Source organism: Dellaglioa sp. CoH-57-MRSF-20, assembly GCF_056781955.1.
In genome coordinates this window covers 35221-60937 of sequence record NZ_JBXAXV010000006.1, presented here as the reverse complement: position 1 = coordinate 60937, position 25717 = coordinate 35221, and the positions used below count along the sequence as shown (strand labels likewise).

The 25717-nt window shown below is 34.0% G+C and carries 31 protein-coding genes, 1 other RNA gene and 1 other annotated feature; of the genes, 6 read left to right on the top strand and 26 right to left on the bottom strand.

The annotated features are described in order from the left end of the window. Nucleotides 1–59: 59 nt before the first annotated feature. Complete coding sequence (locus tag AC1RPN_RS06860; protein WP_481761911.1) at nt 60–1037, top strand: asparaginase; 978 nt, start codon at nt 60–62, stop codon at nt 1035–1037. A 61-nt stretch (nt 1038–1098) separates the two neighbouring features. Here AC1RPN_RS06860 and AC1RPN_RS06855 read toward each other — a convergent pair whose 3' ends face one another. The 13 genes from AC1RPN_RS06855 to AC1RPN_RS06795 all read right to left on the bottom strand — a co-directional run bounded on the left by AC1RPN_RS06855 (nt 1099) and on the right by AC1RPN_RS06795 (nt 9538). Next, nucleotides 1099–1839: an acyl-[acyl-carrier-protein] thioesterase gene (locus AC1RPN_RS06855; RefSeq protein WP_481761910.1), complete on the bottom strand. Its 741-nt coding sequence runs from the start codon at nt 1837–1839 to the stop codon at nt 1099–1101. A gap of 12 nt (nt 1840–1851) precedes the next feature. After that, nucleotides 1852–2733, bottom strand: a complete 882-nt coding sequence (gene rsmI / locus AC1RPN_RS06850) for a 16S rRNA (cytidine(1402)-2'-O)-methyltransferase (protein ID WP_481761909.1) — start codon at nt 2731–2733, stop codon at nt 1852–1854. Further along, nucleotides 2730–3086: a DNA replication initiation control protein YabA gene (locus AC1RPN_RS06845; RefSeq protein WP_481761908.1), complete on the bottom strand. Its 357-nt coding sequence runs from the start codon at nt 3084–3086 to the stop codon at nt 2730–2732. Before AC1RPN_RS06845 ends, rsmI begins: the two co-directional genes overlap by 4 nt. A gap of 22 nt (nt 3087–3108) precedes the next feature. Continuing rightward, the gene (holB, locus tag AC1RPN_RS06840; RefSeq protein WP_481761907.1) at nt 3109–4116 is read right to left on the bottom strand and encodes a DNA polymerase III subunit delta'; all 1008 of its coding nucleotides are present in this window, start codon (nt 4114–4116) and stop codon (nt 3109–3111) included. A 12-nt stretch (nt 4117–4128) separates the two neighbouring features. After that, nucleotides 4129–4458, bottom strand: coding sequence for a cyclic-di-AMP receptor (locus AC1RPN_RS06835; RefSeq protein WP_409021519.1), 330 nt, complete (start codon nt 4456–4458; stop codon nt 4129–4131). 19 nt (nt 4459–4477) lie between these two features. Continuing rightward, entirely contained in the window at nt 4478–5119 is a 642-nt protein-coding gene (gene tmk, locus AC1RPN_RS06830; protein ID WP_481761906.1) for a dTMP kinase, read from the bottom strand. A 164-nt stretch (nt 5120–5283) separates the two neighbouring features. Continuing rightward, entirely contained in the window at nt 5284–5526 is a 243-nt protein-coding gene (locus AC1RPN_RS06825) for a YaaL family protein (protein ID WP_481761905.1), read from the bottom strand. 18 nt (nt 5527–5544) lie between these two features. Then, nucleotides 5545–6144: a recombination mediator RecR gene (gene recR, locus AC1RPN_RS06820; protein WP_409021522.1), complete on the bottom strand. Its 600-nt coding sequence runs from the start codon at nt 6142–6144 to the stop codon at nt 5545–5547. A gap of 27 nt (nt 6145–6171) precedes the next feature. Beyond that, a complete protein-coding gene (locus tag AC1RPN_RS06815) occupies nt 6172–6486 on the bottom strand; it encodes a YbaB/EbfC family nucleoid-associated protein (protein ID WP_409021523.1) in 315 nt (104 codons plus the stop codon). A gap of 17 nt (nt 6487–6503) precedes the next feature. Continuing rightward, nucleotides 6504–8219 carry a DNA polymerase III subunit gamma/tau gene (dnaX, locus tag AC1RPN_RS06810; RefSeq protein WP_481761904.1) on the bottom strand — a complete coding sequence of 572 codons (1716 nt, stop codon included), beginning with the start codon at nt 8217–8219 and terminating at the stop codon, nt 6504–6506. A gap of 87 nt (nt 8220–8306) precedes the next feature. After that, nucleotides 8307–8393, bottom strand: an RNA gene (gene ffs, locus AC1RPN_RS06805) — signal recognition particle sRNA small type. A gap of 47 nt (nt 8394–8440) precedes the next feature. Further along, nucleotides 8441–8935, bottom strand: coding sequence for a tRNA adenosine(34) deaminase TadA (tadA, locus tag AC1RPN_RS06800; protein WP_409021525.1), 495 nt, complete (start codon nt 8933–8935; stop codon nt 8441–8443). Next, nucleotides 8936–9538, bottom strand: coding sequence for a class I SAM-dependent methyltransferase (locus AC1RPN_RS06795; protein WP_481761903.1), 603 nt, complete (start codon nt 9536–9538; stop codon nt 8936–8938). Nucleotides 9539–9751: 213 nt separating this feature from the next. Here AC1RPN_RS06795 and nrdH point away from each other — a divergent pair, with 213 nt between their 5' ends. The 4 genes from nrdH to nrdF are packed head-to-tail and all read left to right on the top strand — an operon-like array spanning nt 9752 to nt 13525. After that, nucleotides 9752–9982, top strand: coding sequence for a glutaredoxin-like protein NrdH (gene nrdH, locus AC1RPN_RS06790; protein ID WP_481761902.1), 231 nt, complete (start codon nt 9752–9754; stop codon nt 9980–9982). Continuing rightward, complete coding sequence (nrdI, locus tag AC1RPN_RS06785) at nt 9982–10362, top strand: class Ib ribonucleoside-diphosphate reductase assembly flavoprotein NrdI (protein ID WP_481761901.1); 381 nt, start codon at nt 9982–9984, stop codon at nt 10360–10362. The genes nrdH and nrdI overlap by 1 nt, the downstream gene beginning before the upstream one ends. Then, a complete protein-coding gene (nrdE, locus tag AC1RPN_RS06780; protein WP_481761900.1) occupies nt 10334–12511 on the top strand; it encodes a class 1b ribonucleoside-diphosphate reductase subunit alpha in 2178 nt (725 codons plus the stop codon). Before nrdI ends, nrdE begins: the two co-directional genes overlap by 29 nt. Nucleotides 12512–12532: 21 nt before the next feature. Beyond that, entirely contained in the window at nt 12533–13525 is a 993-nt protein-coding gene (gene nrdF, locus AC1RPN_RS06775; RefSeq protein ID WP_409021529.1) for a class 1b ribonucleoside-diphosphate reductase subunit beta, read from the top strand. A 70-nt stretch (nt 13526–13595) separates the two neighbouring features. Here nrdF and AC1RPN_RS06770 read toward each other — a convergent pair whose 3' ends face one another. Further along, nucleotides 13596–14132 carry a DUF1648 domain-containing protein gene (locus AC1RPN_RS06770; protein ID WP_481761899.1) on the bottom strand — a complete coding sequence of 179 codons (537 nt, stop codon included), beginning with the start codon at nt 14130–14132 and terminating at the stop codon, nt 13596–13598. A gap of 175 nt (nt 14133–14307) precedes the next feature. Further along, on the bottom strand, nt 14308–15648 hold the full coding sequence (locus tag AC1RPN_RS06765; RefSeq protein ID WP_481761898.1) for a hemolysin family protein: 1341 nt from the start codon (nt 15646–15648) through the stop codon (nt 14308–14310). A gap of 243 nt (nt 15649–15891) precedes the next feature. Here AC1RPN_RS06765 and AC1RPN_RS06760 point away from each other — a divergent pair, with 243 nt between their 5' ends. Next, nucleotides 15892–16530: a DUF998 domain-containing protein gene (locus tag AC1RPN_RS06760; protein WP_481761897.1), complete on the top strand. Its 639-nt coding sequence runs from the start codon at nt 15892–15894 to the stop codon at nt 16528–16530. A gap of 275 nt (nt 16531–16805) precedes the next feature. Here the strand turns inward: AC1RPN_RS06760 and mprF are convergent, their stop codons facing one another. The 11 genes from mprF to AC1RPN_RS06705 all read right to left on the bottom strand — a co-directional run bounded on the left by mprF (nt 16806) and on the right by AC1RPN_RS06705 (nt 25716). After that, entirely contained in the window at nt 16806–19415 is a 2610-nt protein-coding gene (mprF, locus tag AC1RPN_RS06755; protein ID WP_481761896.1) for a bifunctional lysylphosphatidylglycerol flippase/synthetase MprF, read from the bottom strand. 594 nt (nt 19416–20009) lie between these two features. Next, nucleotides 20010–20378 carry a 50S ribosomal protein L7/L12 gene (rplL, locus tag AC1RPN_RS06750; protein WP_409021534.1) on the bottom strand — a complete coding sequence of 123 codons (369 nt, stop codon included), beginning with the start codon at nt 20376–20378 and terminating at the stop codon, nt 20010–20012. Nucleotides 20379–20447: 69 nt separating this feature from the next. Continuing rightward, complete coding sequence (gene rplJ / locus AC1RPN_RS06745; protein WP_481761895.1) at nt 20448–20954, bottom strand: 50S ribosomal protein L10; 507 nt, start codon at nt 20952–20954, stop codon at nt 20448–20450. Between the two features lie 34 nt (nt 20955–20988). Then, nucleotides 20989–21104 (bottom strand) — a sequence feature (ribosomal protein L10 leader region). Between the two features lie 63 nt (nt 21105–21167). Then, nucleotides 21168–21851 carry a 50S ribosomal protein L1 gene (rplA, locus tag AC1RPN_RS06740; RefSeq protein ID WP_409021536.1) on the bottom strand — a complete coding sequence of 228 codons (684 nt, stop codon included), beginning with the start codon at nt 21849–21851 and terminating at the stop codon, nt 21168–21170. Nucleotides 21852–21956: 105 nt separating this feature from the next. Continuing rightward, entirely contained in the window at nt 21957–22382 is a 426-nt protein-coding gene (rplK, locus tag AC1RPN_RS06735; protein ID WP_409021537.1) for a 50S ribosomal protein L11, read from the bottom strand. Between the two features lie 114 nt (nt 22383–22496). Then, the gene (locus AC1RPN_RS06730; RefSeq protein WP_481761894.1) at nt 22497–23354 is read right to left on the bottom strand and encodes an alpha/beta hydrolase; all 858 of its coding nucleotides are present in this window, start codon (nt 23352–23354) and stop codon (nt 22497–22499) included. 32 nt (nt 23355–23386) lie between these two features. Continuing rightward, complete coding sequence (gene nusG / locus AC1RPN_RS06725; protein ID WP_409022813.1) at nt 23387–23938, bottom strand: transcription termination/antitermination protein NusG; 552 nt, start codon at nt 23936–23938, stop codon at nt 23387–23389. Nucleotides 23939–24053: 115 nt separating this feature from the next. Continuing rightward, nucleotides 24054–24233, bottom strand: a complete 180-nt coding sequence (gene secE / locus AC1RPN_RS06720; protein ID WP_057974232.1) for a preprotein translocase subunit SecE — start codon at nt 24231–24233, stop codon at nt 24054–24056. Nucleotides 24234–24243: 10 nt separating this feature from the next. Continuing rightward, the gene (gene rpmG, locus AC1RPN_RS06715; protein WP_057974231.1) at nt 24244–24393 is read right to left on the bottom strand and encodes a 50S ribosomal protein L33; all 150 of its coding nucleotides are present in this window, start codon (nt 24391–24393) and stop codon (nt 24244–24246) included. 121 nt (nt 24394–24514) lie between these two features. After that, nucleotides 24515–25123, bottom strand: coding sequence for an RNA polymerase sigma factor (locus tag AC1RPN_RS06710; protein WP_481761893.1), 609 nt, complete (start codon nt 25121–25123; stop codon nt 24515–24517). Between the two features lie 68 nt (nt 25124–25191). Then, nucleotides 25192–25716, bottom strand: a complete 525-nt coding sequence (locus AC1RPN_RS06705; protein ID WP_481761892.1) for an NYN domain-containing protein — start codon at nt 25714–25716, stop codon at nt 25192–25194. Nucleotide 25717: the final 1 nt, after the last annotated feature.

The window sequence follows — 25717 nt, the reverse complement described above, 5'->3', positions numbered from 1 at the left end:
AATTCATAGTCAAAGTACAATATAATATGTATAATCTAAGTGTCAGCAAGGAGGAAAATATGAAAAAAATATTAATTTTACACACTGGTGGTACAATCGCCATGTCTGAAAATCAAGAAACAGGCGCAGTTGCACCTGGTGCAGAAAACCCTTTAAACCAAGTTGAAAATCCATTTGGTGATCGTTTCGATTTAATCACTGAAAATATTTTTAACTTACCATCCCCACATATTGGCCCCATAGAGATGCTAATTATTCAAAAAAGAATTATGCGTGCATCCGCGGAAGCGATTGATGGTATTGTTATTACTCACGGTACGGATACATTAGAAGAAACTGCTTATTTTTTAGATCTTACATTACCGAACCATCTACCTGTCGTTTTAACAGGTGCTATGCGTTCCGCAAATGAAATAGGCTCAGATGGCTTACACAATTTTCAAACAGCCATCTTAACTGCAGCAAGTGATGATGCAGTTGATAAAGGTGTCTTAGTTGTTATGAATGATGAAATTCATACAGCACGCTATGTAACAAAAACACATACAACAAATGTCGCAACTTTTAGAACACCAACGTTTGGCCCAATTGGTAGTATCGCTAAAGATAACGTGACCTTTTTTGCCGAATTGCTAAGCCAGACTTGCTTAGCAATCGACAAAGTTGTTGATCATGTTTATTTAATTAAGGCTTATGCTGGAATGGATGCTGATTTACTTGGTTTTCTTAATAATGACCAAACGAACGGTATTGTCATTGAAGCTCTTGGTGCAGGAAATCTTCCCCCACAAGTTTTAGCTAATCTTCAAAAATTAATTGATCGCGATATTCCAGTTGTAATTGTTTCACGTTGCTTTAATGGCGTGGCACAAGATGTTTACGACTATGAAGGTGGTGGCGTTCAATTGAAAAAAATGGGCGGCATCTTCTGTCGTGGCTTAAATGGTCAAAAAGCAAGAATCAAACTATTGGTTGGATTAAGTGCTGGTCTTGAAAAAGAAGAACTCTCGATTTATGTCGCAGATGCTTTATCATAAAAATATAAAAAATGCTCTGAGTAACTGGATAGACTTCCAGTTACTCAGAGCATTTTTTATTCTAACGTTTCGTCCACTCACAGTCAGCTTCACAATAAACATCATCACCAATTTTAATCTGGTGATGTGTCGTTAAGTTATCAATAACAACGATACTATCTATCTTATGACCATAGTGAATTTCTTTTTCATATTTAATATTCATATGTTTCAAATCATGTGACATTAAAAAGTCTTCTGACAATGAATCTAATAACCAATCAAAATATTTTGAATTGTTTACATGTTGATTTGGATCAATATCAAAGAATCGAACGTCATATGATTTTTTAGCAGCTATTGTATCTTCTTTCATGATACCAACTGGTTTCTCCAAACGCTCAATTCTTCGTGTATATTCAGCACCAAAAGGTTCAATAACTTCTGGCAATACACGAGTCATTTTACGTGTTTTATGATCCATTAAAACAAATACAGCATGAATATGTGCACACTCATTACCTGCTTCATCATGAACCCAGAAATCTCGGTAACAGAAGAAACGATTGTACGAAACAGCCTCAGTAGTTAATGTTAAATTCTCATCAATATGTGGTATTCTCGAAATATCAATAAGATATTGTGTAATAACCCAACCAAAGCCCAAATTTGTTAAATCTTTTTCAGTAATTCCTAAGCTATCACTTTGGTCTGTTGAAACCAAAATAATCATGTTAATTAGCATTGCTACTGTCACACGCCCACTTTTATCGCCTTCATAGTAAACCGCACGATGTAGCTCACTAAATTTATTATCTGCCAATATGTTCACTCCTTAAATCTGATGATACAGATTATAAACTTCTTGTTTTTTCATCTCTTGTTTCTTAGCAATCTCTTTTATCGCATCATTAGTTTTCATACCTGTTTCAATCAAATAATCAACTTGTTCTTCAATTGACATATTAGCCAGATGATCAACTTCCGTTGCTTCTGGCGAATCATTTCCCTCAACAATTACACAAAATTCTCCACGGACTTGCTCAGTGCCAGCCCATTTGATAGCATCATCCAGTGTTCCACGCAAGAATTCTTCATAACGTTTAGTTAATTCTCGGCATAGTACAACTTTACGCTGACCACCAAGGCTAGCAGCTATTTGTGTTAATGTTTTTTTCAAGCGATGTGGTGCTTCATAAAAAATAAGCGTCATTGTTTGATTTTTCAACTCAGCTAATTCTTCTTTTTGACTCTTAGGTTTTCGCGATAAAAAACCATAGAATAAGAACGGTTGTGGCGCTAATCCAGAAGCTATTAATGCAGTGATCCCGGCATTTGCCCCAGGAAGTGGCACAACTGGAATCTTAGCTTCAATACATGCTTTAACAAGATCATGCCCAGGATCACTAATTGATGGCATTCCTGCATCACTTACTTGTGCGATTGATTGACCAGCCAATATTTTATCAACAAATTGCGGAATACGTTCTTGCGTATTATGTTCATGAAAACTCAATTGACTTGTTTCAATTTCAAAATGATTTAATAATTTTTGTGTGTTTCGTGTATCTTCGGCTGCTATATAGTCAACCTCTTTTAAAATATCAATCGCTCTAAACGTCATATCAGATAAATTACCAATTGGTGTCGGTACTAAATATAATGACCCAGTTGTCCCTTTACCTTGAAAACTGCTTTGTGCTGCTATTTCACTCATACTTCGCGCTCCCCATAAATTAAATCTAAACAGAAAGCACAAGGTTCATCATCGACTCGACGTGATCCGTACATCCCTTCAATATTACAAATATGAAAACCTTGATCATATAATTTTTCTAAGTTTTGACGTGATTTTGACAGATTTGCATCGGAAGATTCATTAAAATTCTTAGACGTTTGTCGTTCTATTTCACTTAATCGTTCTCTCAAATGTTGGTTTTCAATCTCCAATTCAGCGTTATTTTCAAGAACACCAGTCATATCAGATTTTATTGTTTCAAAACTCGATAACATTTTTTTCATTTCTTCCTCGATAGCTATAAAATTATCATATAGTTGACGCTTATCCACAAAATCACCTTCATTTCATATTTTATAAATCTATTAATTTTAACGTTGTTACTTCAATTGCACTTTGAAATGTCATATTTATTTGGAGCATCGTTTTAATTTGTAAACAACCATCTAATATAGCAACTAACTTTTTATCACTAATCATTTGAGTTATTTTATCAATTTCAGTTAAACGATTAGAAAAACTCACTTGTTCCTTACGATTATAACGGACAAGTAAACAATCACGCGCTAACAGTACCATTAAATCAACCATCAATGCCTGTTGTTGTTTTTCTTTTGCGAGTGGCACTAGTTTTGTTTGTACCAAAATGAAACTTTCAGCATCATTTTTCAATAATTTACTGAACCAATTCCAAACTTGATTTGTCATTTCAGTAAAATTCTCATCTTGTGCTAATGCTACAGCATGGCTTGTACTCTCAGTTACATGAACAAGTAACTGAGCCTGATCTTTCAAGATACCTTGATTTAATAAATTTTGAATCAATTTTTCTTGAGAGAGTGCGACAAAATTAACCAGTTGGCACCGTGATTGAATAGTTGGCAAAATTTGATTTTTATTTTCTGTTAATAAGAAAGCTTTCACATTTCCAACAGGCTCTTCTAAAAATTTAAGTAAACTGTTCGCAGCACTAGCTGTCATACTCTCAGCTTTTTCAATTATAAAAATCTTTTGGCTACCTTCAACACCACTTTTTGAAAATTCTGATTTCAAAAATCGAATTTGATCAACTTTAATTGACTGGCCTTCAGGCTTAACACTCACGATATCAGGGTGATTACCTGATAGAATTCGTTGACATTCACCACATACACCGCAAGGCTTTTGATCCTCGTCAGCAGTACAAAAGAGTCGCATTGCAATCCATTGTGCTAGTTCAACCTTACCAATACCTTCTGGTCCGGAAAATAGATAAGCATGGGCTAACTTATTTGTTATTATCAATTTTTCAAAATGTTCAATTAATTTTGGCTGTAATTCTTGAATTTTAATATTACTGGTTTCATCAGCTAATTCTGTCATTACTATTTACTCCTAAAATTGATGAAACTCTTCTACTGGTAAGACAAATACTGTTGCACCACCAACCTGAACTTCTAATGGAAATGGTACTTGTGCATCCATTGAAACATCTAAGTTAACAGGGGGGGCCATAAATTGTTCACGCGTTGATGATGTCTCTTTAATGATTTGTAATACCTCATCAACACGTTCATCTTCAATACCAATTAAAAAGGTTGTATTACCAGACTTTAAAAAACCACCAGTTGTTGATAGTTTTGTTGCACGGACATTTGAATCTATAAATATATTGCTTAATCGGTTACTATCTTTATCTTGAACAATCGCTGTAATTAATTTCATTTGAATTCCCTCATTTCATTTATTTAAAAGACTCGGGTAATTTTTTCTTCAGAACGTCAATACAATCGTCAATTACTTTTTCCAAAGGTTGCGCCGCATTAATGGTTATAATACGTTCTGGATTTTTCACTGCTAATTGTTGGTATGCTTTGCGTACTTTTTGATGGAACTCTAACTTTTCATCATCTAAACGATTTATTTCATTTTGACGATGCTCAAAAATTCGTTTTAATCCAATTTCTGATGGTACGTCAAAGTATAAAGTTAAATCAGGTTCTGTTCCATTTGTTGCAAATAGGTTCATATCAGCAACCGCTTGCGTTCCGATATCTCTACCAGCACCTTGGTAAGCAATTGAACTATCAACATAACGATCACATATTACAATTTTATCTTCCTTAAGTGCTGGGAAAATTATTTCTGCGATATGCTGACGTCTTGATGCTGCAAACAATAATGCTTCAGTTCGTTTATCCATCTCTGGATAATCTTGATTTAAGACAACTTCACGAATGGCTTCAGATATCGGACTTCCACCTGGTTCACGTGTTATAACTAATTCTTTTACCAAGTTATTTTGTATCTTTTTTATAATACCTTTTAAGGCACTCGTTTTGCCGGACCCATCTGGTCCTTCAATCGTTATAAATTTTCCAGTCACATTAACGACCCCAATACTTATTATTATTGTACTTGAATCTTAAAAACCTGTCCATAAGATAAACCTACTATTAGTATACTATCTCTTATTTAATAAATCTAATCAGCATTTCACAAAAAAACGCCAAGACAAGTTAGGCGAATTGTCTCAACGTTCTTTCTAATTTAATGTGTGATTACTGAAGCCTGCATATGCCCTTTAACTGAACGAACACGCGCTTCATTATAGAGAAAGAAATATCTTTTTCTTGCCATCTGTGTTTCATTAATTAATTCTTCATCAACTTCGTAAATGGCCTCTTCAGTTTGTTTGGCTTGATCCCATGCTATTTTAGCGAGATCAATTGACTCTAGCAACTTAGCGTCATACTCTTTACGTAATTTAAGTTTTGTTTTTTTATTAAACATTACACCGTCAGCTCATTTCTATATTTCAGTACGTCCTTCAATCGCTTTAAACAACGTCATTTCATCTGCGTACTCAATATCGCTACCTACAGATAGTCCATGGGCTAATCTTGTCACTTTAATTCCAGCCGGTTTAATCAATCTCGATAAATACATTGACGTTGCTTCACCTTCTGGCGTTGCATTTGTCGCAATAATAACTTCCTGCATATCGGGATGCGATTGAAGACGTGTTAATAAACTTGTGATATTAATATCTTCCGGCCCTTTACCTTCAATTGGTGATAATACACCATGAAGCACGTGATACAAGCCGTGATACTCTTTCATTTTTTCTAAAGACATCACATCTTTAGGTTCTTCTACAACAATAACTTTGGTTTGATCACGTGATGAATCAGAACAAATCTGACAAGGATCTTCTTCAGTAATATTGCCACAGATACTACAATAATGTAGGTCTCGTTTGGCAGATATTAGTGATTTAGCAAAATCGGTGACATCATCTTCATCCATATCAATTGTAAAAAAAGCTAATCTTGTAGCAGTTTTACCACCAATACCTGGTAATTTCATATAACTTTCAATCAATTTTGCGATAGGTTCAGGATATTGCATTTTCTTTAGCCTTCTTTAATTTTAAGTTTATAGTCCAGGCATCCCTTGAGAATATTTACCCAATTTATCAGTTGTTGTTTTTTCAATTTTTGTCATAGCATCATTAACAGCCATAATAATTAAATCTTGTAACATATCAACATCATCAGGATCGACTGCTTCTTCTTTAATCATGATATCAGTCATTTTTTTGTCCCCTGTAAAGGTTACCTTAACTAAATCATTTGAAGCTTCGCCAACAAATTCAGTTGCATTCAAAGCCTCTTGGTCTTTTGTCATATCTTTTTGTAATTTTTGCATTTGTTTCATCATACCTTGCATATTACCATTTCCACGCATCATTATTAATTACTTCCTTTCTAATCCTGTTTAATTTCTATATTTTCTGTTCCAAAAATTTCTTCAGCTTTTGAAACAATTGGTTCTACTACTTCAGGTTCTGGCTCAATAATTGTTTCAGTTCCCTCGTGCTCATTTTGTTTAATGTAAGATTTTCGGACTTCTGGCCATTGCTCTGCTGTAATACAGACCACCTTAGGGACATGATGTAATAATCGATCTAACCCATTACCTAAAGCATCGAGTAACTCTGTATCACTTGAAGCTTTGACAGACAAGAATTCGTAATTAAAACTAACAAGTACACTGTCAGGACTAGCCGCAACCGGTTCACTAGCTTGCATAATCGCACGTTGTGTAACTGAAAGTTGATGCAACAACTCTGGCCAAACCTGTTTTAATTGTACCAAACTTTCTTTTGTTGCGTGATCTAAAATAGGATAAATTTGAGATAAATTTAATGTTGCTTTTTTTTGAGTAGAGGCAACTTTTTTAGGCTTAGCTATTACTGCCACTTGCGGTTGATTATCATTCTGACTTAAATCAATTATTTGCTTTTTCAAGTCTTCAACTGTTTTAGTTAAATTATTAATTTGTTTAGATGCATCTGAACTTAATTCTGATTGAGTCGTCTCCGCAATCGTATCAGAGGTATTAAATTGTGATAATCGAATTGTTAATACTTCTAAATAAACATCTGGATGTGTTGTAAATCGCATTTGTTGTTGAATTTCATTTAAAACATTTATCATTTGGTATAAGAAATCAGCAGAAATAGTCTGTGATAAGTTTTTAAAATCATCATTAACCATCCCTAATTCTAGTTGATTAATAAGTGCTGGTGCTTGCTGATATAATAGTAAATCACGACTATAGGCAATTAAATCTTCGATTAATCTAGTTGAATCTTTACCTTCGTCTATAATTGCTTGTATCGTTTCTAATGCCTCAGTAGTCGCTTTTTGACTAACTTCCGTGACGTAATTCTGTATTTTATCCTGTGTTACACTACCGGTTACTAACAAAGCATTATCCAAAGTCACCTTGTTATCACCGAATGAAATGACCTGATCTAAAATACTCAAAGCATCCCGCATTCCACCTTCAGCTGCTTTAGCGATAACTTTAAGCGCTGGTTCTTCATATTCAATTCCTTTTTCAGACAAAATATAAACCATTCGTTCATAACTGTCAGCTGGCGTAATACGCTTGAAATCAAATTTCTGAGTTCTAGAAATAATGGTTGCTGGAATCTTATGTGGTTCCGTTGTAGCAAGAATAAAAATAACATTTTCAGGTGGTTCTTCAAGCGTCTTCAAGAGTGCATTAAAAGCACCCGTAGATAGCATATGAACTTCATCAATAATATAGATTTTAAAATCAGCTTGTGTGGGTGCATACTTTACTTTGTCACGGATATCACGAATTTCTTCAACCCCATTATTAGAAGCGGCATCAATTTCGATAACATCGTTTAATTGACCATTCGTAATAGCGATACATGTCTCACATTTGTTACATGGTTCGCCATTTTCCTGGAAGTGACAATTAACTGCCTTAGCAAAAATTTTAGCTGCGGACGTTTTACCTGTTCCACGTGGACCATTAAAAATGTATGCATGACTTGTTTGTTGTGTCATAATTGCATTTTTCAACGTCTGCGTAATCATGTTTTGTCCAACTAAATCACTAAATTTTTGTGGACGCCAGACACGGTATAAAGCTTGGTAACTCATCACAATCTCTCCTTTCAAAATCTATAAATAGCTTTTTAAATAAAAAAATCTCTCAGCCATTTCTGACTAAGAGTCTTAAATAATCATAATTACTTAAGGCACAAAGTGAATCAAACTTAGTGCTGCTTCCTTCCGGATCTGACACAATTCGTAAGCACACTATTGCCTTAAGGCCTTGCGGCAATTATTATAATACATTAAATTCCAACAAAAAGCTACCTTTATGATTGCTTTTTTTCTTTTCTTTTACGACGAACTTCTCTAAAGAATGATTGGAGTAGGTCTTTGGCTTCATCTAATAATAATCCAGATTCTACTTTTGCTTGATGATTAAATCGTTCATCCGTTAATAAGTTCCCAATGCTGCCTGCAGTTCCTGCTTTAGGATCAAATGCACCAAAGTAAACTTCGGGGATTCTTGAATTGATAATCGCACCACTACACATTGGGCATGGTTCTAGTGTTACGAATAATTGCGCATCTACAAGACGCCAGCTATGAATCGTAGCACAGGCTTCTTGGATGGCTAAAATTTCAGCGTGAAGGGTTGCATCTTGCACGTGTTCACGAATATTATGGCCTCGTCCAATAATCTCACCATTTTGTACAACAACACAGCCAATTGGTACTTCACCAATAATTTTTGCATTTCTTGCTTCATATAAAGCTTCGCGCATAAAAAATTCTTTTTGTTCTTCAGTTAATTTTTCTACCATTTACTTCACACTCATTAAAATATAGTAACCTTTATCTTTTAAAATAATGTCACAATTACCAAAAACTTCAGTCATTCTCTTTTGAGCCGAACTTGCCCCTTGTTTCTTTTGTAATACAGCAAACAATTGTCCGCCAACTTTTAAATGGTCGAATGCGCCACTTAAAATTTCATGAACGACCTCTTTGCCTGCTCTAATAGGCGGGTTTGTAAGAATTGCAGCATAATCTGTCTTTTTTACATGACTGTATGCGGCAGATTCAAAAACTTCTATATTATTAATTTTATTGATTACCGCGTTCTTCTTTGCTAATTCTAATGCTAATTCGTTTACATCTGTCATGTCTATTTTTCGTTCTGGTTGATTCTTGGCTATAGCAAGTCCTATTGGACCGTATCCACATCCAACATCTAAAATATTTCCCGGAATTATTTTTTGTTGCTCAACTGCATTTAATAAAACTCTTGAACCAAAATCGACTGTTTTTTTTGAAAATACACCATTATCTGTGGTAAACTTAAACTCGTTGTTCAACAGTTTAAATGTCCATTCTTTTTCATCATGAATAACATCTGGATTTTTCGAAAAATAATAATTCGTCATATTTTTACCTACTTTCTCAATAGTTTCTATAATACGGAGAAAATCGAATTTTCGCAATCAAAATTTAATATAAACAATCCAAGACCTTGAACACTACATCTTGTGTGATGCAACTTAAAATCACACTAAATGTAGTGTTTTTTTCAATTGATTTTTGGATTATGTGTTGTATACTTATCTTATTAAACAAAACAACAAAGGGGAATTTATATAATGAAAAAAGTTACTGTATTTACAAAAAACAACTGCATCCAATGCAAAATGACAAAACGTTTTTTAGAAGAAAACAACGTCGACTTTGATGAACGTAACATTTCCGAAGACGATAACGCAATCGATTACTTGAAAGGCCAAGGTTTCCAAGCTGTTCCTGTTATAGAAGCTACTGGATTCGATACAATCGCAGGATTTCGTCCTGATATGCTTAAAAAGTTGGCAGTCTAATGAAAATTGTTTTCTTTAGCATTACTGGACAAACACGACGCTTCATCAATAAAATTGGCTATCCTTCATTTGAAATCGATCCAACAAACCCGCTTATTGAATTAAATGAACCCTATATTTTAATTGTTCCAACTTATGAAATTGGGCTCACTGAATCGGTCAACGACTTTATTGAATATCAATCAAATAGAGAAAATATACTGGGTGTTGTTGGCGGTGGGAACCGCAACTTCGCCCAACTTTTTATTTTTACAGCCAAAGATATCGCAACCGACTATCACGTCCCATTATTATATGAATTTGAATTCAATGGCACTGAAGAAGATGTAATCAATATGAAGAAAGTAGTTGATGAAATTGACATTAAAAACGTTAAATAGTGATAAAGTCACTTATTATGATTTAAATAATGAAATTAATATTCCCGTAGACGGTCAAATCCCACTTCAAAAAGATCAAGAAGCCTTAACCGCCTTTTTGAAAGAAAATGTTGCTGAAAATACAATGCAATTTGATTCATTAAAAGCACGTTTTGATTATTTAATTGACAACAACTATATTGAAACTGATTTTTATAATAAATATGACTTCTCATTTATAGAGGAGCTCTACGCTTATTTAGCAGCTCAAAAATTCCATTTCGGTACATTTATGGCTGCCTACAAATTTTATGCTCAATACGCACTTAAAACTGATAATAATGCCTATTACCTTGAAAATTATATTGATCGTGTTGCAATGAACGTTCTTTACTTTGCTGATGGTAATACAGAACTAGCTATGAATTTAGCTGACGAAATGATTCATCAACGTTACCAACCTGCTACACCTAGTTTCTTAAATGCCGGTCGTAAACGTCGTGGAGAATTAGTTTCTTGCTTCCTAATTCAAATTACTGATGATATGAATGGTATTGGACGTGGCATTAACTCAGCACTTCAATTATCTCGAATTGGTGGTGGTGTTGGTATTACGCTCAGTAATTTACGTGGCGCAGGTGCACCAATTAAAGGGATTGAGGGCGCTGCTTCTGGTGTTCTACCCGTTATGAAATTATTAGAAGATAGTTTTTCATATTCTAACCAACTAGGACAGCGTCAAGGTGCTGGAGTTGTCTATTTAGACGTCTTCCATCCAGATATTGTTGCTTTCCTGTCAGCTAAAAAAGAAAATGCTGATGAAAAAATCCGTGTTAAAACTTTATCACTAGGCATCACTGTACCTGATAAATTTTACGAACTCATTAAAGATAATGCAACGATGTATCTTTTCGATCCCTACGGTGTTGAAAGAGAATATGGAGTCCCTTATTCCTATGTTGATATCACAAAAGAATATGACAATATGGTTGCCAATAAAAATATTAGTAAAAAAACGATTCTTGCCCGCGAATTAGAAACTGAAATTTCTAAGCTGCAACAAGAGTCAGGCTATCCTTATATTGTCAATGTTGATACAGCAAATCGCGCAAACCCAATTGATGGTAAAATCATTATGAGTAATCTTTGTTCAGAAATCATGCAGGTTCAGACACCATCAACTGTGAATAATGCACAAGGCTACGATGTTATGGGGACTGATATTTCATGTAACTTAGGCTCAACTAACATTGTTAATATGATGGCTTCTCCAGATTTTGGCCGTTCAGTTGATTCAATGGTTCGCGCTTTAACTTTTGTAACTGATAGTTCAGATATTGATGTTGTGCCTCCTATTCAACATGGAAATAACTTAGCGCATACCATCGGTTTAGGTGCAATGGGCTTACATGCCTACTTCGCTAAAAACCATATGCATTATGGTTCAGAAGACTCAATCGATTTCACTAGTGTTTATTTTATGATGCTTAACTATTACTCATTAAAATCATCAAATGCTATCGCTAAAGAAAAAAATGAAACATTCCATAACTTTGAAAAAAGTACTTATGCAACTGGTACCTACTTTGATAAGTATCTTAACGAAGATTGGGGCCCTACTTCTGATAAAGTTGCTGCCTTATTTGATGGCATCGACATCCCTAATCAAGAAGATTGGGCGACTTTGAAAGCTAATATTCAAACTGACGGTCTTTATCATCAAAATAGATTGGCTGTTGCACCTAATGGCTCTATTTCATATATTAACGATACTACTGCCAGTCTTCACCCAATTATTAACCGAATCGAAGAGCGTCAAGAAAAGAAAATTGGAAAGATTTACTATCCAGCTCCTTACCTTTCAAATGACACGATTCCATACTATACTTCTGCATACGACATGGATATGCGTAAAGTTATTGACGTTTACGCTGCTGCACAGGAACATATCGATCAATCACTTAGTTTAACTTTATTCATGCGTTCAACGATTCCTGAAGGCCTCTACGAATGGAAAAATGGTCGGACAGATAAAATGACAACACGTGACTTAAACATTTTGCGTAATTATGCGTATAATAAAGGTATTAAGTCAATTTACTACATCAGAACCTTTACTGATGATCAAGAAGAAGTTGGCGCAAACGCTTGTGAGAGTTGTGTTATCTAAACTGTAACGGAGGAAAGTTAAATGAATAATGATAGTTACAAAGCAATTAATTGGAACGAAGTTGAAGATCAAGTTGATAAAGCAACTTGGGAAAAACTAACAGAACAATTTTGGTTAGATACACGTATCCCCCTTTCAAATGATTTAGATGATTGGCGTACACTGAGTCCTGCAGAAAAAACATTAGTTGGTCATGATTTTGGTGGGCTAACATTGTTGGATACGGTGCAATCACAAGATGGGATGGAAGCGTTGCGTCATGATACACGGACTGCCCACGAAGAAGCTGTTTTAAATAATATTCAATTTATGGAATCGGTTCATGCTAAAAGTTATTCATCAATTTTTTCAACGTTGAATACAGCTTCAGAGATTACTGAAATTTTCGAATGGACAGACAAAAACGAATTTTTACAAAAAAAAGCACAACGTATTAATGGTATTTACCAAAACGGGTCACCATTGGAGAAAAAAGTTGCTTCTGTTTTTCTTGAAACGTTCTTATTCTACTCTGGTTTCTATACGCCACTTTACTATTTAGGCCATAACAAACTGGCAAACGTTGCTGAAATTATTAAATTAATTTTACGTGATGAATCTGTTCATGGTACCTTCATTGGCTATAAATTCCAATTAGGATTCAACGAACTTTCTGAAGAAGAACAAGGTAAAATGAAGACCTGGATGTATGACCTTCTGTTTGAATTATATGAAAACGAAGAAAAATATACCCATGAACTTTATGATGAAGTTGGTTGGACTGAAGAAGTTTTAACCTTCTTACGTTACAATGCCAACAAAGCTCTAATGAATTTAGGCCAAGATCCTTTGTTCCCTGATACAGCTTCTGATGTTAATCCTGTTGTCATGAACGGAATTTCAACATCAACATCTAATCATGATTTCTTCTCTCAAGTTGGTAATGGCTACTTACTTGGTAGTGTGGAATCAATGGATGATTCAGATTATGAAATTGGTGAAAGCGGCCAAATGAAACGTCGTCCTAAACGTTAGAAAAAAATCCTTACTATCAGCCTAAAAACTGATAGTAAGGATTTTTTATTTAACAGTTTTAACTTTACAATTACAGTAACATTCCCACTATTCCCGCACAAAGTATCAATATTCCTATAATGACCATCCATACACCTGATAAACGATTTAATTTCTCACGATGACTAGAATCCTGCGTTATTTTCTTCATCCTAAAGTTGGTATATTTATTAGGAACCGTTTTAGGCGCATAGTTTCCTAAGATGATCAGCAATGTTCCCACTATCAGTGCAACACTGCTAATAATATTAACCTGATGTCCCAACGCGGTAGCAAATATCATTGTTGCTAAAAGTATTGATAAGATTGGCGTAATCCAAATTAAAGCTGTATCTAGTTTCTTATTTTGACGATTAGTGTTATCTATTACCATTATCACCACATTGATTAAAATCATCAATAATGGGAACCCAATAATAACTAGATTTTTATCACCATACTGATCAATATTACCACCTATATTCCAGTGAATCGGAATTTTATTGGGTAATTTGTGATACAAAACTACTCCCATAATCATTGGAACAAATCCAAATAAGATGGCGCTGATATTCCTTTTATTTTTCATAATTGTCTCCTCCTACCAGATATTGTGACCATTTTAAATAATTCGAAATAGTCGTTTGATTCAAATTAATATGGTTACTACTTTTACCAATTGGCAAGCTATAATCCTTACCAGTAATGTAGTAAAAAAAATAGCATTTAGAGCTAATTAAAAACTAACCCTAAATACTATTTTTTTAAGCGTTCACTTTGTTAATCACTCTTTTATCTGTTGGTAAAACAGTTACTTCAAATTCTGAAATATAAGCATTTTCATAGTCCAATGCCTTAATATTAAAATTAGCAATTTTCATTTCATCATTAGCTCGAAATTTTGAGTCATTATTAAGCACAAATCCAGTAAGCGTCACCGCTTCACTTTCTTCCGTTTCTTTAAGCGTTGTATCAAAATATCTTTCAAAATCATATAATGTCACTTTACCTGAAACTTTAAATTTATTGTTTCCCATATCTACTATATTATCGTCATTCGTATCATCAAATTCTTCTCTAACAACACCAAATAATTCTTCATAGATATCTTTATCTGTAACAATCCCTGAAGTCCCACCATACTCATTAACGACGATAACGATTGGTGTTCTCTTAGATACCATAACATCCATAATACTATGAACTTCAGCATTTTCTTGAACGGCCGGAATATCACGCATAATTGTTGAAATCAAATTTGTCTTATCAATTTTTTCCTGTCGCAATAAATCATAACTATAAACGTACCCGATAACTTTATCTTTATCATTGTTAGCAATAACTGGGAACCTTGAATATCTAGTTCTCCAATATAAATTAACAACGTTTCTAATTGAATCGTCTACGTCTACTGCAACCATCGATGTTCGGTCAATCATGATATCTTCTGCCACTTTATCATTCATATCAAATGCTCGTCGCATGAATGTTAAATCTTCTTCATCAAGTTCACCAGCATTTGCGGATAATCGAGATAATGAGAGAATTTCAGTTTGCGAATAAATATCTTCTTCATTTTCAACTTCATAACCTAACAAATGCGTAATCCAATTTGCTGAACGATCTAAAATCCAAATTAATGGGTATAACACAATATGGAAAAACATAATAGGACGGACAATAAATAATAATACTGGCAATGGATCTGCAATTGCAATATTTTTAGGTACTAAATCAGTAAAAACAGCATGAATAACAGTAAAAATAAGAATTGCAGCAACCGATGCAATAGCATTTGCCATAGCCGCGGGTAATATATTTGATTGTATAATCGCATCTGCTATTGTTTTTTCACCAATCCAACCTAAAATCAAACTAGTTGAAGTGATTCCAACTTGGGCCGTTGACAGATACTCCGTTAGGTTCTCCGTCATATGAATAGCCCGCTTAATATTTTTAAGCGGCTTTTTCCCATACATATCTTTCAATGCACTAATACGGACACGAACCAACGCATACTCAGTCAGTGTAAATAACACAGACAAAAGTAATATTGCGATAATAACAATTACATTCACTAAATAATTTTCCGGACCAGAATCCAAGGTAACACCCTACTTTCAATTTGTTGTAATTTCTTAACTTCCATTATATCAAAAATATTGTTCATAAACTAGTTAACACTTTATCATTATATCTAAAATAAGGCTATCTAAATCGATATATCTTGGTATTATCTTAATTATAATTAAGAAGTGTCATTTTTAATTAGCCTTTTCGTAAACAACTATTACTTAAATAAGTTATAATAAAATTATCATATAAATAATTAGAATTGGGGATCTATAATGAATTTTTTAAAGAAATATGGTTTTTATTTAATGGCACTTGCCGTTATAAGTGAGTGGATTTTGCCTTTAGCATTAGCACCATTTGTACCTGGTTATTTGCAATTCACTAATTTAATTAGTGATTTTGGGGAAGTTGGCGTTCCAACTCATATGGCATTTAAAGTTTGGGAAGTTATAAATGGACTTCTTTTCTTACTTTCAGCACCAGCTTTCTATGAATATTTTAAAGGTACGTCAAAAAAATTAGCCAGCTGGTTTACCGCTATGTTAATTATTTTTAGTATGACCGATTGTCTTTTAACAGGAATTTTCGATCGTGCACTCACATCAAATACACAAAGCATTACGGGTATGATCCACAATTATTCGTCAGGCATTGGCGACACCGCTCTTTTGATTAGTATGTTTTTTTTATTAAAACTCTATCAAAAGCAAGGTAAAAAACTAATTACAACCCTTTTATTAGTTGCCTTTATTATTTCACTAGGAATTCAATTTTTATTTGTTTATCCAAGAATTATGCCAGATTCACAATTTAAAATTCCTTATCGTGGTTTGTGGCAACGTTTAAATTTATGGTTACTCTATATGCCATTTTTATTAATCTCTATCAAAAATATGTTTAAAAAAAGATAATACTAATTAATGAAATGCCTCACAATTATTAGACATAAGTCTAGTAATTGTGAGGCATTTTTATATCTAAATAATCGAGTAAGAAAGCAATCATCATACGCAGTTTCCAGACTAAAAGTACGTTAAATTAACTATTTGTTCACTACATTTAGAGTTTCTTTTGCTTCATAACAAACGTATTTCTTGCAAATTAAAAGACATAATTCCGATATTTTACCGGAATTATGTCTTGGTGTCTCAAATAATATATATCTCTACCCTTTTAATATACTATATTATCTAATATTCTTTATTAAAAACTTCATTATAGGGCTAGGCATTCTATCCTTTTTATCTACTGATTTTTTTTGATTTACAACTGCTAAAATCTGTAATAACGTAAAGGCAATCGAACTACGTTTCCTAAATGAAATATATTTTGGCTGCCATTTAGTTACATATTTATTTTTATACTTCTTTAGTCCCTGGAAACCATAAAAATGATACCCATATTCATAAATTAAATGAGCTATTTTTTCTTCCGCAAAACTAAATTTAGATTCACCTACATTCGACAATGGTGCCATACCCATATCGAATAATTCATAGCCGCCTTCTTTTGCTTGTTGAAAAAGGCTAATAAAGATTTTATCCATAATACCAGATGGCGCTTCTTCTCTACTATATCTCATCAAATCAATCGATAAGACCCTATTATTTCCGGTTGGCATCATTGTCGCAAAGGCAACCTTATGTCCCTCAGAATCATTAATAATAGCAATAGGCGCTTGATTAAGATAATATTCATCGAAAAATCCTAAAGAAAATCCTTTTTCAGCTTGTCCATTCAGCCAACTATCAGATATTTTTTTCAATTCTTGAATAGTTTCCTTTGAATAAGGGGGCTCGATCATTGCAAATGTATAGTTTTCTCGTTCAAATTTATTCATTAAAGCACGTTCAGAACGTCTTTTTTTACCAGCCAATTCAAATTCAGCTACTCTAACAAAACCTTCTTCACCCGTTTTAATGAAATCAAATCCAACTTCATGTAACATCATTGTTAACTTCGCATCAACTTCATAAAAAACTAATTCTAATCCTTCAATATCTGCGTCAACAATAAATTGATTAATTGCTTCACGAATAAACTCATGATTACCAACAGGTTCACCCATAACCACTAATTTATTCGATTTTTTTTGATAAAGGAAAAATACTTCGTCCTGTCCATCATTTTGATAGAAATAAACATTTTTATCCTTTAAAAATGAAAGATGACTGACTTCATTACCACCATAAGTATCAATTACATTTTTAACACGATCTGCTGGAAAATCTTGCTTACCAAATCGTTTATCCTTACCAGATAAGTACGTAAATGCAATCCATAACACCACAACTGCAGAAAGTAAACCTAGGAATCCTGATAGCCATATCTTTTCTGAAGGAAATAAGAATACATCTGGAACTTTACCCTTAAAGTGGAATTCTGGCATGTTATAGAATCCTACGATTGTGTATAAAATGAATGTTCCAGCAAATATACTTCCATCAATTAATAAACGGCCCCATGAATATTCAAATCTTTCACGATAAAATATTGGTTTAGATAATAGTGCACAAATGAGAATGATAGTTAAGAAAATAAGTATTGTTACTGAGAAATCATGCCACAATGTATTAGCAATACCCACGACAACAAAGATAATCATTGGCCAATAGACACGTTTAACTTTAGATTCAATACCTCGACCAATCCCAATCATTAAGAATGCAAGTATAATATTACTCATTTGATGAATGAAATAAAAGGTATAAGGATATAAGTAATTAATAATTGGATTAGTAAATGTAAATTCTGGAACCGTTGAAGCAAGTAATAAGATGATACCTGTCATATAGAAAAATAACACAAGTATAAAATGTGCTACTCTACTGAGTAAGATAACTGGTAGTCCATTTAAGTACTCATTAAGACGATGTCCTGAATCTTTAACGAATAATAATACCCCCACTAAGAATGGGAATATATAATAAAATAATCGATAAAACAATAACCAGATAACAGCTGTGCTATCCTGTACACCTAATGTTTGTAACCCTAAAATCATAAAGACATCAAAAGAACCTAACCCACCCGGAATCATTGAAATAACACCGATAATTGATGCGATAATAAATAACGGGAAGACAGCAACTAAATTAGATGTATCAACATTCATCATAAATCCGATATAAATGAAAAATAAACCAGCAGATCCCCATTCTAAGGAAGAGCCAAGTATTAACGTTAGTTCACGACCTAATGTTAAATCTGCAAAAAATTCTGAATCTCTTGTCTTTGTAATAATAAAAACAATTGGAAAATATAGGCCACCTAATAACAACCAGACCCAATACTGTCCGAATTGTGGTCCAATATTTAATCCAAAAATCATGAATAAAGAAACCCAACAATATAGTGATAGACCCGCAACTAAAAATAATGCTATTTTTGATATAGCAAATAGCACCTGTTTTTTAGACGCATTTTTACTATAAAAATTAGCTCTAAGTGATGCACCTAGTAGGCCACCAAATCCTGCTATGTTAGTCATTGTATTCGTTATCCAACCGCTTTGAAGAATGTATCGCCAAGAATACTTTTCTGGTAAAAATTTAACCATGACAAAATCATAAATCATCATCGGAAGGACAGCAATAAATCCAATTACCAACATTAATATAATGGATTTTACTGACTGTGATTCAAAACTTTGCTGAACTTGTTCACCATTTATATCCTTAAATATTTGTCCAACTTGGATAATAACAAAAATTAAAACTGATAAAACAAATAAAAGCTTAATTGCTGTTAATCTTTTTTTAATAAATTCATTACACGTACTAATTATTTTTTTCATTTTTTGAATCCCCCGATTTATTTTTTGTTACTTATACTCCCCCCGGAATATATAATACTATTTTTTCTTTTGTTCTACGTAACCTTCATTTCACAATAAAGTCTATATCGTTAATAAAATTAATGTAGTCTATGTAAAATTTGGTATAAAATAACTAACATCACCATAAAAATAATTTGCTTCGATCTAGTTACTATTTCTAAATTAACTCTTTTATCTACATACTAACTAATTTTAAATAAGCGCTGGTGATCATGCCAAACTGTGGACATTAATAAATAACTAATGATGTATATAGAAAAAGTTTAACATTAATTAATAATTCGACGAATTTCTAATTTTAAAGAGATTTCAAACGCTAATATTGGAATAGTTATCGCTATCCTTTAAATAGACGCTTCTAATTATGTTCGTTTATAGCTTACCCCCTCTACATTTTGTCCATTTTATTCAATATTTTTTCAGATATATGTTTATTTAAATACCTTACCACGATTTATTAACATAACCAAACATTTTGCAAAAAAATAGCACGATGATTTCCAATAAATTGGAAATCATCGTGCTTAAAATTATTCAAAAATAAAAATATTATTATTTGAGAGTAACTACTGCGCCAACTTCTTCTAAAGAAGCTTTCATTGCTTCAGCTTCGTCTTTAGAAATACCTTCTTTGATAACTGATGGAATGTTATCAACTAAACCTTTAGCGTCTTTAAGGCCTAAACCTGTAATTTCGCGAACGGCTTTGATAGCTTTAACTTTTTGGTCGCCAGCTTCTGTTAATTCAACAGTAAATTCTGATTTTTCAGCAGCAGCTTCGCCAGCACCAGCGCCAGCAGCAGCTACAGGAGCAGCAGCTGAAACACCGAATTCTTCTTCGATTGCTTTAACTAAGTCGTTTAAATCTAAAATGCTTGCTTCTTTTAAATCAGCAATGATTTTTTCTGTATCTAATGACATGTGTGTATCCTCCATTTTATGTGTACGATTTTGTGTGTACCTTTAGGTACCGATCATAGATGCTAAGTATTAAGCAGCAGGTTCTTCGTCTTTACTTTCTGCAACAGCGTTAATTGCATAAGCAACGTTGCGAACAGGTGCTTGTAATACTGAAAGTAACATTGAAAGTAAGCCATCACGACTAGGTAATGTAGCAAGAGCGTTAATTTCTTCTAACGTTGCAACTTTACCTTCAATGACACCACCTTTAATGCTAAGTGCTTCAGCAGTCTTAGCAAAATTAGCCATAATACGTGCAGGTGCAACAACATCTTCGCTAGAAAATGCGACTGCAGTAGGTCCAGAAAATACTTCTTCCATACCTTCATACCCTGCTTTTTCAGCAGCACGTACTAAAATCTTGTTTTTGATAACTTTCATTTCAACGCCTGCTTCGCGTAATTCCTTACGTAATGCAGTCACTTGTTCAACCGTTAAACCACGGTAATCCACAACAACTGCAGATGCAGCGTTATTGAATTTTTCAGTTACTTCATCCACAATTAATGCTTTTTGTGCGATAAATTCTTTACTCATAATTGATTCACCTCCTGTAGTCGTGTCAGAGCTTTTTTACAATAAAAAAACTCCGTGTCCACCAAGACACAGAGAGAGTAATACTTCACTCCTCGGCAGGTAAATTAAGGCTTGCGCCACCTGAGTCTTCGGTAGAATCATAAATTAATTGACTTCCATAAATTTAACACAGTTAGATATATGGGTCAACTAAAGAAATTTAATTATCTAATATTAGTTTTGAGCCAAGTTTAAGCTTGGACCAAATGTTGTAGCAACAGATAAATGTTTGATATAGCCACCCTTAACTGATGATGGGCGAGCTTTAACAATAACATCGTTGATAACATCAAAGTTACCAATTAATGCTGCATCATCAAATGATACTTTACCAATTGGAACATGAACATTTCCATCTCTATCAGTACGGTAAGTTACCTTGCCGGCTTTAGATTCTGAAACTGCTTTTTCAACGTCCATTGTAACAGTACCTGTTTTAGGATTAGGCATTAAACCTTTAGGTCCTAAGACACGGCCTAAACGTCCAACTTGGGCCATCATATCTGGTGTTGCAATAGCAACATCAAAATCTAACCAGCCACCAGAAATACGTTCAACCAAGTCATCATCACCAACAACGTCAGCGCCGGCTGCAAGTGCAGCTTTAGCTTTATCGCCTTTAGCGAATACAACAACAGTTTGGTCTTTACCAGTACCATTTGGAAGTACAACAGCCCCACGTAATTGTTGGTCTGCTTGTTTTGTATCTAAGTTTAAGTTGTAAGCAAGTTCAATTGTAGCGTCAAACTTAGCAAAGTCCATTTTCTTAGCTAATGCGATTGCATCAGTAATTGAATAGTTTTTACCTTCTTCAACTTGTTTTAAAGCGTCTTGATAATTTTTACCTTTTTTAGCCATCTTGAATTTTCCTCCTTGCAATATGTGGTCTAACGGATAAACCTCCCACTTGATACATCTATTTTCATAGAGTATCCGACCGAGAAGCGTGTTTGTAGTTAGGAATTAACCTTCTACAACGAATCCCATGCTTCGTGCAGTTCCTTCGATCATGCGCATTGCAGATTCAACACCTGAAGCGTTTAGATCTTGCATTTTAGTTTCAGCGATTTGTTGAACTTGAGCACTAGTTACTGTTGCAACTTTTTTAGTGTTAGGTTCGCCAGAACCACTTTCAACGCCTGCAGCTTTCTTTAAAAGAACTGCTGCGGGTGGTGTTTTTGTAACGAAATCGAATGAACGATCTTCGTAAACACTAATTACAACGGGAATTAACATACCAGCTTGGTCAGCTGTACGTGCATTGAATTCCTTTGTAAAGCCCATGATATTAATACCAGCTTGTCCTAATGCAGGACCAACCGGTGGAGCAGGAGTTGCTTTCCCTGCTGGAATTTGTAATTTAACGACGTTTGCTACTGTTTTAGCCACGTGACATACCTCCTTGTAAAATCCGTGCGTGGTAAATGGAGATATAAATTTCTCCTCCCACTGTATGCAGAACATACTAATATAATATAACACCCAGATGGGTTCCACGCAATCTTATTTATGCTTTTTCCATAAAAATGTGTAAATTGATTCATCAACTCGTTTATTTTCATGTAATAATCTGTGTGCTGCTCTTCGACCGCTCACAATAAGTTCCTGATAATTAAGCTGATTTTCAACTAAATAGCGAAGTGATAAAACACTATTAATGGAAACAGCGCCATCATTGCCATTTTTCAAATCGCCAGCAATATTTAAAAATTGTAAATTCTCCGGTAGATGCTGCATTGCCTTTTCAAAATACTGGTAGAGTGAAGTCGTTTCCACTGGACCTTTATCAGTTAAAAATAAATCTTCAATGATAGGCGTATTTTGTGCTACATTATGATCATTGTATGGTGCACCAATTGAAATGGCATGTGCCACCATTGGGACATCAGTCATATCTCTGTATTCTGTCATATAGCGTAATATACTGACACTACCCATTGAATGCCCAACAAAATCGACCTTTTCAATGGCATAAGCGCCATATAAAAATTGCATAATATAATGTAACCATAAGCTTTGTTTTTCAACAGGAGCTATATTATTTTTAAATAAAACTTGAATGAATGGTTGCGCAGATCTTAATTGACCTTCAACATGTAAACTACCATTATCATCAACTATGATAACCATATCTTTACGACCATAGCCTGCTCGTTCAAAACGGGCAATCATTGGGCCAAAAGAAAGTCGATTACCACTATAACCGTGAACAAATAGTGTTGGGGTCATCTTGTCGCTAGGTACAATTGGATCAGAGGCATCAATTGAAACATGCCCTAATCGTCTAAATTTATTCCCAATGAAAAAACTTGTGCCTGCTCCTAGACCTAACAAGCCTATCTTCAAAAGTCCCTTAGTCATTAAATCACCTTCTACTTTTGTGAGTTATCACCCTAGCCTAATAATTTATCTACTTGATCAAAGTTCAATTCTGTACTTGTTTCACGACCAAACATATCAATATCAACTTTAAGTTTTAATTTTTCATTATCAATTTCCGTTACTTTACCGATAAGGTTAGCAAATGCACCTTCAATAATTGTGACAGATTCACCAATTTCAATGTCCAATTCTTGATGACGAGCACTCATACCCAAACGACGAAGAATCAATTCTACTTCTTCAGGTAATAGTGGTGCTGGTTTACTTCCGGCCCCATGAGAACCAACGAACCCAGTTACGCCTGGTGTATTACGAACAACATACCATGATTCATCTGACATACCCATCTCAACTAAAACATATCCAGGGAATGTTTTCTTCATATCTGTTTTTTCTTTACCATTTTTAACTTCACGTTCTTCTTCTTCAGGAACAACTACACGGAAAATAAAATCTTCCATACCCATTGATTGTGCACGTGATTCAATATTTGTTTTAACTTTATTTTCGTAACCAGAGTAAGTATGTAAGACATACCAACTTTTTTCGATTGATTCCATTATATATATCTCTCCTTAAATTATCAGCTTCATTTTTCTCAAACAAAAAAAACTCCGCATCAACGAAGTTTTCTCACTTGTGTCATTATATCAAAACATCAGTTAAATAGCTATTCTTCTATGAAAATAGGGTTAAGAATGCAGAAGCACCTGAATCAACAATCCAGAAGAAAATCGCAAACATAATTGCAGTTACAACAACAGTTGTTGTATCACGACGTAGTTCCTTACCTGTTGGCCAAGTTGTTGCTTTAATTTCTACGATAACACTTTTAAGAAATGCATTAATTTTTCTCATAACTATCCCCCTATTTTGTTTCACGATGTAACGTATGTTTATTACAATATTTACAAAATTTATTTACTTCTAAGCGTTCGGTTCTGCTCGGTTTTGCAGCTACAATATAATTTCGTGAGCCACAAACGATACAAGCCAATGCTACTTTTCTTTGTGCCATGACTTTTTCTCCTTAATGTAAAGTTAACTAACGCTAACTTCGACTAACATTTTTAAAGAATACACTCATTTTACATTAAAAGAAAGAAAAAAGGAACCACCCTCTTTTCTTTCTTTCCTAATTATCGATTTTCTTTAAAAAATAACCCAAGCTTACTCTTACACCTTGAGATAGATCCTAATACCTTTTTCATATCGCACTCTAAAATAAGCGCAATTTCTTCTGGCTTTTTCATTTGATAATAAAGTAAAACAAAAGTACTTCTTTCTAACTCTGACAATTTCAATTCAAAATCATCCAATTTTTCTTGAAGGATAATTCTGTCATCTGCCAATATCTCACAATAAAACGAAGGCCGTTCACATTCACCATAAGTTTCTTCATATCGTTCCAAAGAATGCGAGTTCGCATCAGACAGCCTTTTAGTCGCTGATTGTTTGCGAATTAAACTAAAAATACAATTCGATAGACTGGTTTTAAAATACTGTCCAAACGTAATTCCTTTGTTCGGTTGGTAATTTTTTAATGCTTTAAAACAAACAGCTCTAGCCTCTTGTAAAAAATCTTCAGTATCCCATAATTTTAGATAGTATTTACGAATCATCGAATAAACCATTGGACGATATCGTTCAAATAACGGTTCAAATTTATGTTCTGCACCTAATTTAATTTGGCAAATCAATTGAAAATCTGTTTCGTTTTCAGTACTCCGGTAAGTTTCATCTAACAAGTAGACTCTCCATATCCGGGTCTCCATTTTTCAATATACCAAACATAATGACTGATTACAACAGTTGCTTAGTCATGTGATAGGTGATCACGCAATTCAGCCAGACTATCTAATTGTTCTGAGTCCCATGGTGAACGACGAACCGATGCCTCCGTTTGATATTTTTTGGCTTGTTGAGCAACTTCTTTTTTAGATTCATTAATGTCTTTGTATAACTCCCATGCAGGAATTCTTAATGCACCTTGTGAGAAAATAGTCCACTGTTCTGCTTGATCACTCGTTGCAACAGTTACCTGTGTGAGTTTAGTCTGTAACTCACCTATCATTGCTTCAATATAACTATCAGCCGTCTGACCCTCTGCTGTCCAAATAATCTCTAATCCATATTTTGTATAACTCTTTGATAGTCCTGGAACATACATTGCATCAAAGACAACGATTAACCGAGAGTCAATCTGTTTATGATAATTTGATAATTTGTGCAGTAGCAAGTCACGTGCTTCATCAAGTCGCTCTGATTGTTTCAATCGATTTAATTCTGGCCAATTACCAATCATATTATAGGCATCTACAACCAAAATTTGCTTTTTCATT

Excerpts from the sequence above, each read along its gene's own strand:
- AC1RPN_RS06860 (WP_481761911.1), top strand. The coding sequence starts at position 60 with ATGAAAAAAATATTAATTTTACACACTGGTGGTACAATCGCCATGTCT.
- rsmI (WP_481761909.1), bottom strand. The coding sequence starts at position 2,733 with ATGAGTGAAATAGCAGCACAAAGCAGTTTTCAAGGTAAAGGGACAACT.
- holB (WP_481761907.1), bottom strand. The coding sequence starts at position 4,116 with ATGACAGAATTAGCTGATGAAACCAGTAATATTAAAATTCAAGAATTA.
- AC1RPN_RS06835 (WP_409021519.1), bottom strand. The coding sequence starts at position 4,458 with ATGAAATTAATTACAGCGATTGTTCAAGATAAAGATAGTAACCGATTA.
- AC1RPN_RS06825 (WP_481761905.1), bottom strand. The coding sequence starts at position 5,526 with ATGTTTAATAAAAAAACAAAACTTAAATTACGTAAAGAGTATGACGCT.
- recR (WP_409021522.1), bottom strand. The coding sequence starts at position 6,144 with ATGCAATATCCTGAACCTATCGCAAAATTGATTGAAAGTTATATGAAA.
- AC1RPN_RS06815 (WP_409021523.1), bottom strand. The coding sequence starts at position 6,486 with ATGATGCGTGGAAATGGTAATATGCAAGGTATGATGAAACAAATGCAA.
- dnaX (WP_481761904.1), bottom strand. The coding sequence starts at position 8,219 with ATGAGTTACCAAGCTTTATACCGTGTCTGGCGTCCACAAAAATTTAGT.
- tadA (WP_409021525.1), bottom strand. The coding sequence starts at position 8,935 with ATGGTAGAAAAATTAACTGAAGAACAAAAAGAATTTTTTATGCGCGAA.
- AC1RPN_RS06795 (WP_481761903.1), bottom strand. The coding sequence starts at position 9,538 with ATGACGAATTATTATTTTTCGAAAAATCCAGATGTTATTCATGATGAA.
- nrdH (WP_481761902.1), top strand. The coding sequence starts at position 9,752 with ATGAAAAAAGTTACTGTATTTACAAAAAACAACTGCATCCAATGCAAA.
- nrdI (WP_481761901.1), top strand. The coding sequence starts at position 9,982 with ATGAAAATTGTTTTCTTTAGCATTACTGGACAAACACGACGCTTCATC.
- nrdE (WP_481761900.1), top strand. The coding sequence starts at position 10,334 with ATGAAATTGACATTAAAAACGTTAAATAGTGATAAAGTCACTTATTAT.
- nrdF (WP_409021529.1), top strand. The coding sequence starts at position 12,533 with ATGAATAATGATAGTTACAAAGCAATTAATTGGAACGAAGTTGAAGAT.
- AC1RPN_RS06770 (WP_481761899.1), bottom strand. The coding sequence starts at position 14,132 with ATGAAAAATAAAAGGAATATCAGCGCCATCTTATTTGGATTTGTTCCA.
- AC1RPN_RS06760 (WP_481761897.1), top strand. The coding sequence starts at position 15,892 with ATGAATTTTTTAAAGAAATATGGTTTTTATTTAATGGCACTTGCCGTT.
- mprF (WP_481761896.1), bottom strand. The coding sequence starts at position 19,415 with ATGAAAAAAATAATTAGTACGTGTAATGAATTTATTAAAAAAAGATTA.
- rplL (WP_409021534.1), bottom strand. The coding sequence starts at position 20,378 with ATGTCATTAGATACAGAAAAAATCATTGCTGATTTAAAAGAAGCAAGC.
- rplJ (WP_481761895.1), bottom strand. The coding sequence starts at position 20,954 with ATGAGTAAAGAATTTATCGCACAAAAAGCATTAATTGTGGATGAAGTA.
- rplA (WP_409021536.1), bottom strand. The coding sequence starts at position 21,851 with ATGGCTAAAAAAGGTAAAAATTATCAAGACGCTTTAAAACAAGTTGAA.
- AC1RPN_RS06730 (WP_481761894.1), bottom strand. The coding sequence starts at position 23,354 with ATGACTAAGGGACTTTTGAAGATAGGCTTGTTAGGTCTAGGAGCAGGC.
- secE (WP_057974232.1), bottom strand. The coding sequence starts at position 24,233 with ATGAGAAAAATTAATGCATTTCTTAAAAGTGTTATCGTAGAAATTAAA.
- rpmG (WP_057974231.1), bottom strand. The coding sequence starts at position 24,393 with ATGGCACAAAGAAAAGTAGCATTGGCTTGTATCGTTTGTGGCTCACGA.
- AC1RPN_RS06705 (WP_481761892.1), bottom strand. The coding sequence starts at position 25,716 with ATGAAAAAGCAAATTTTGGTTGTAGATGCCTATAATATGATTGGTAAT.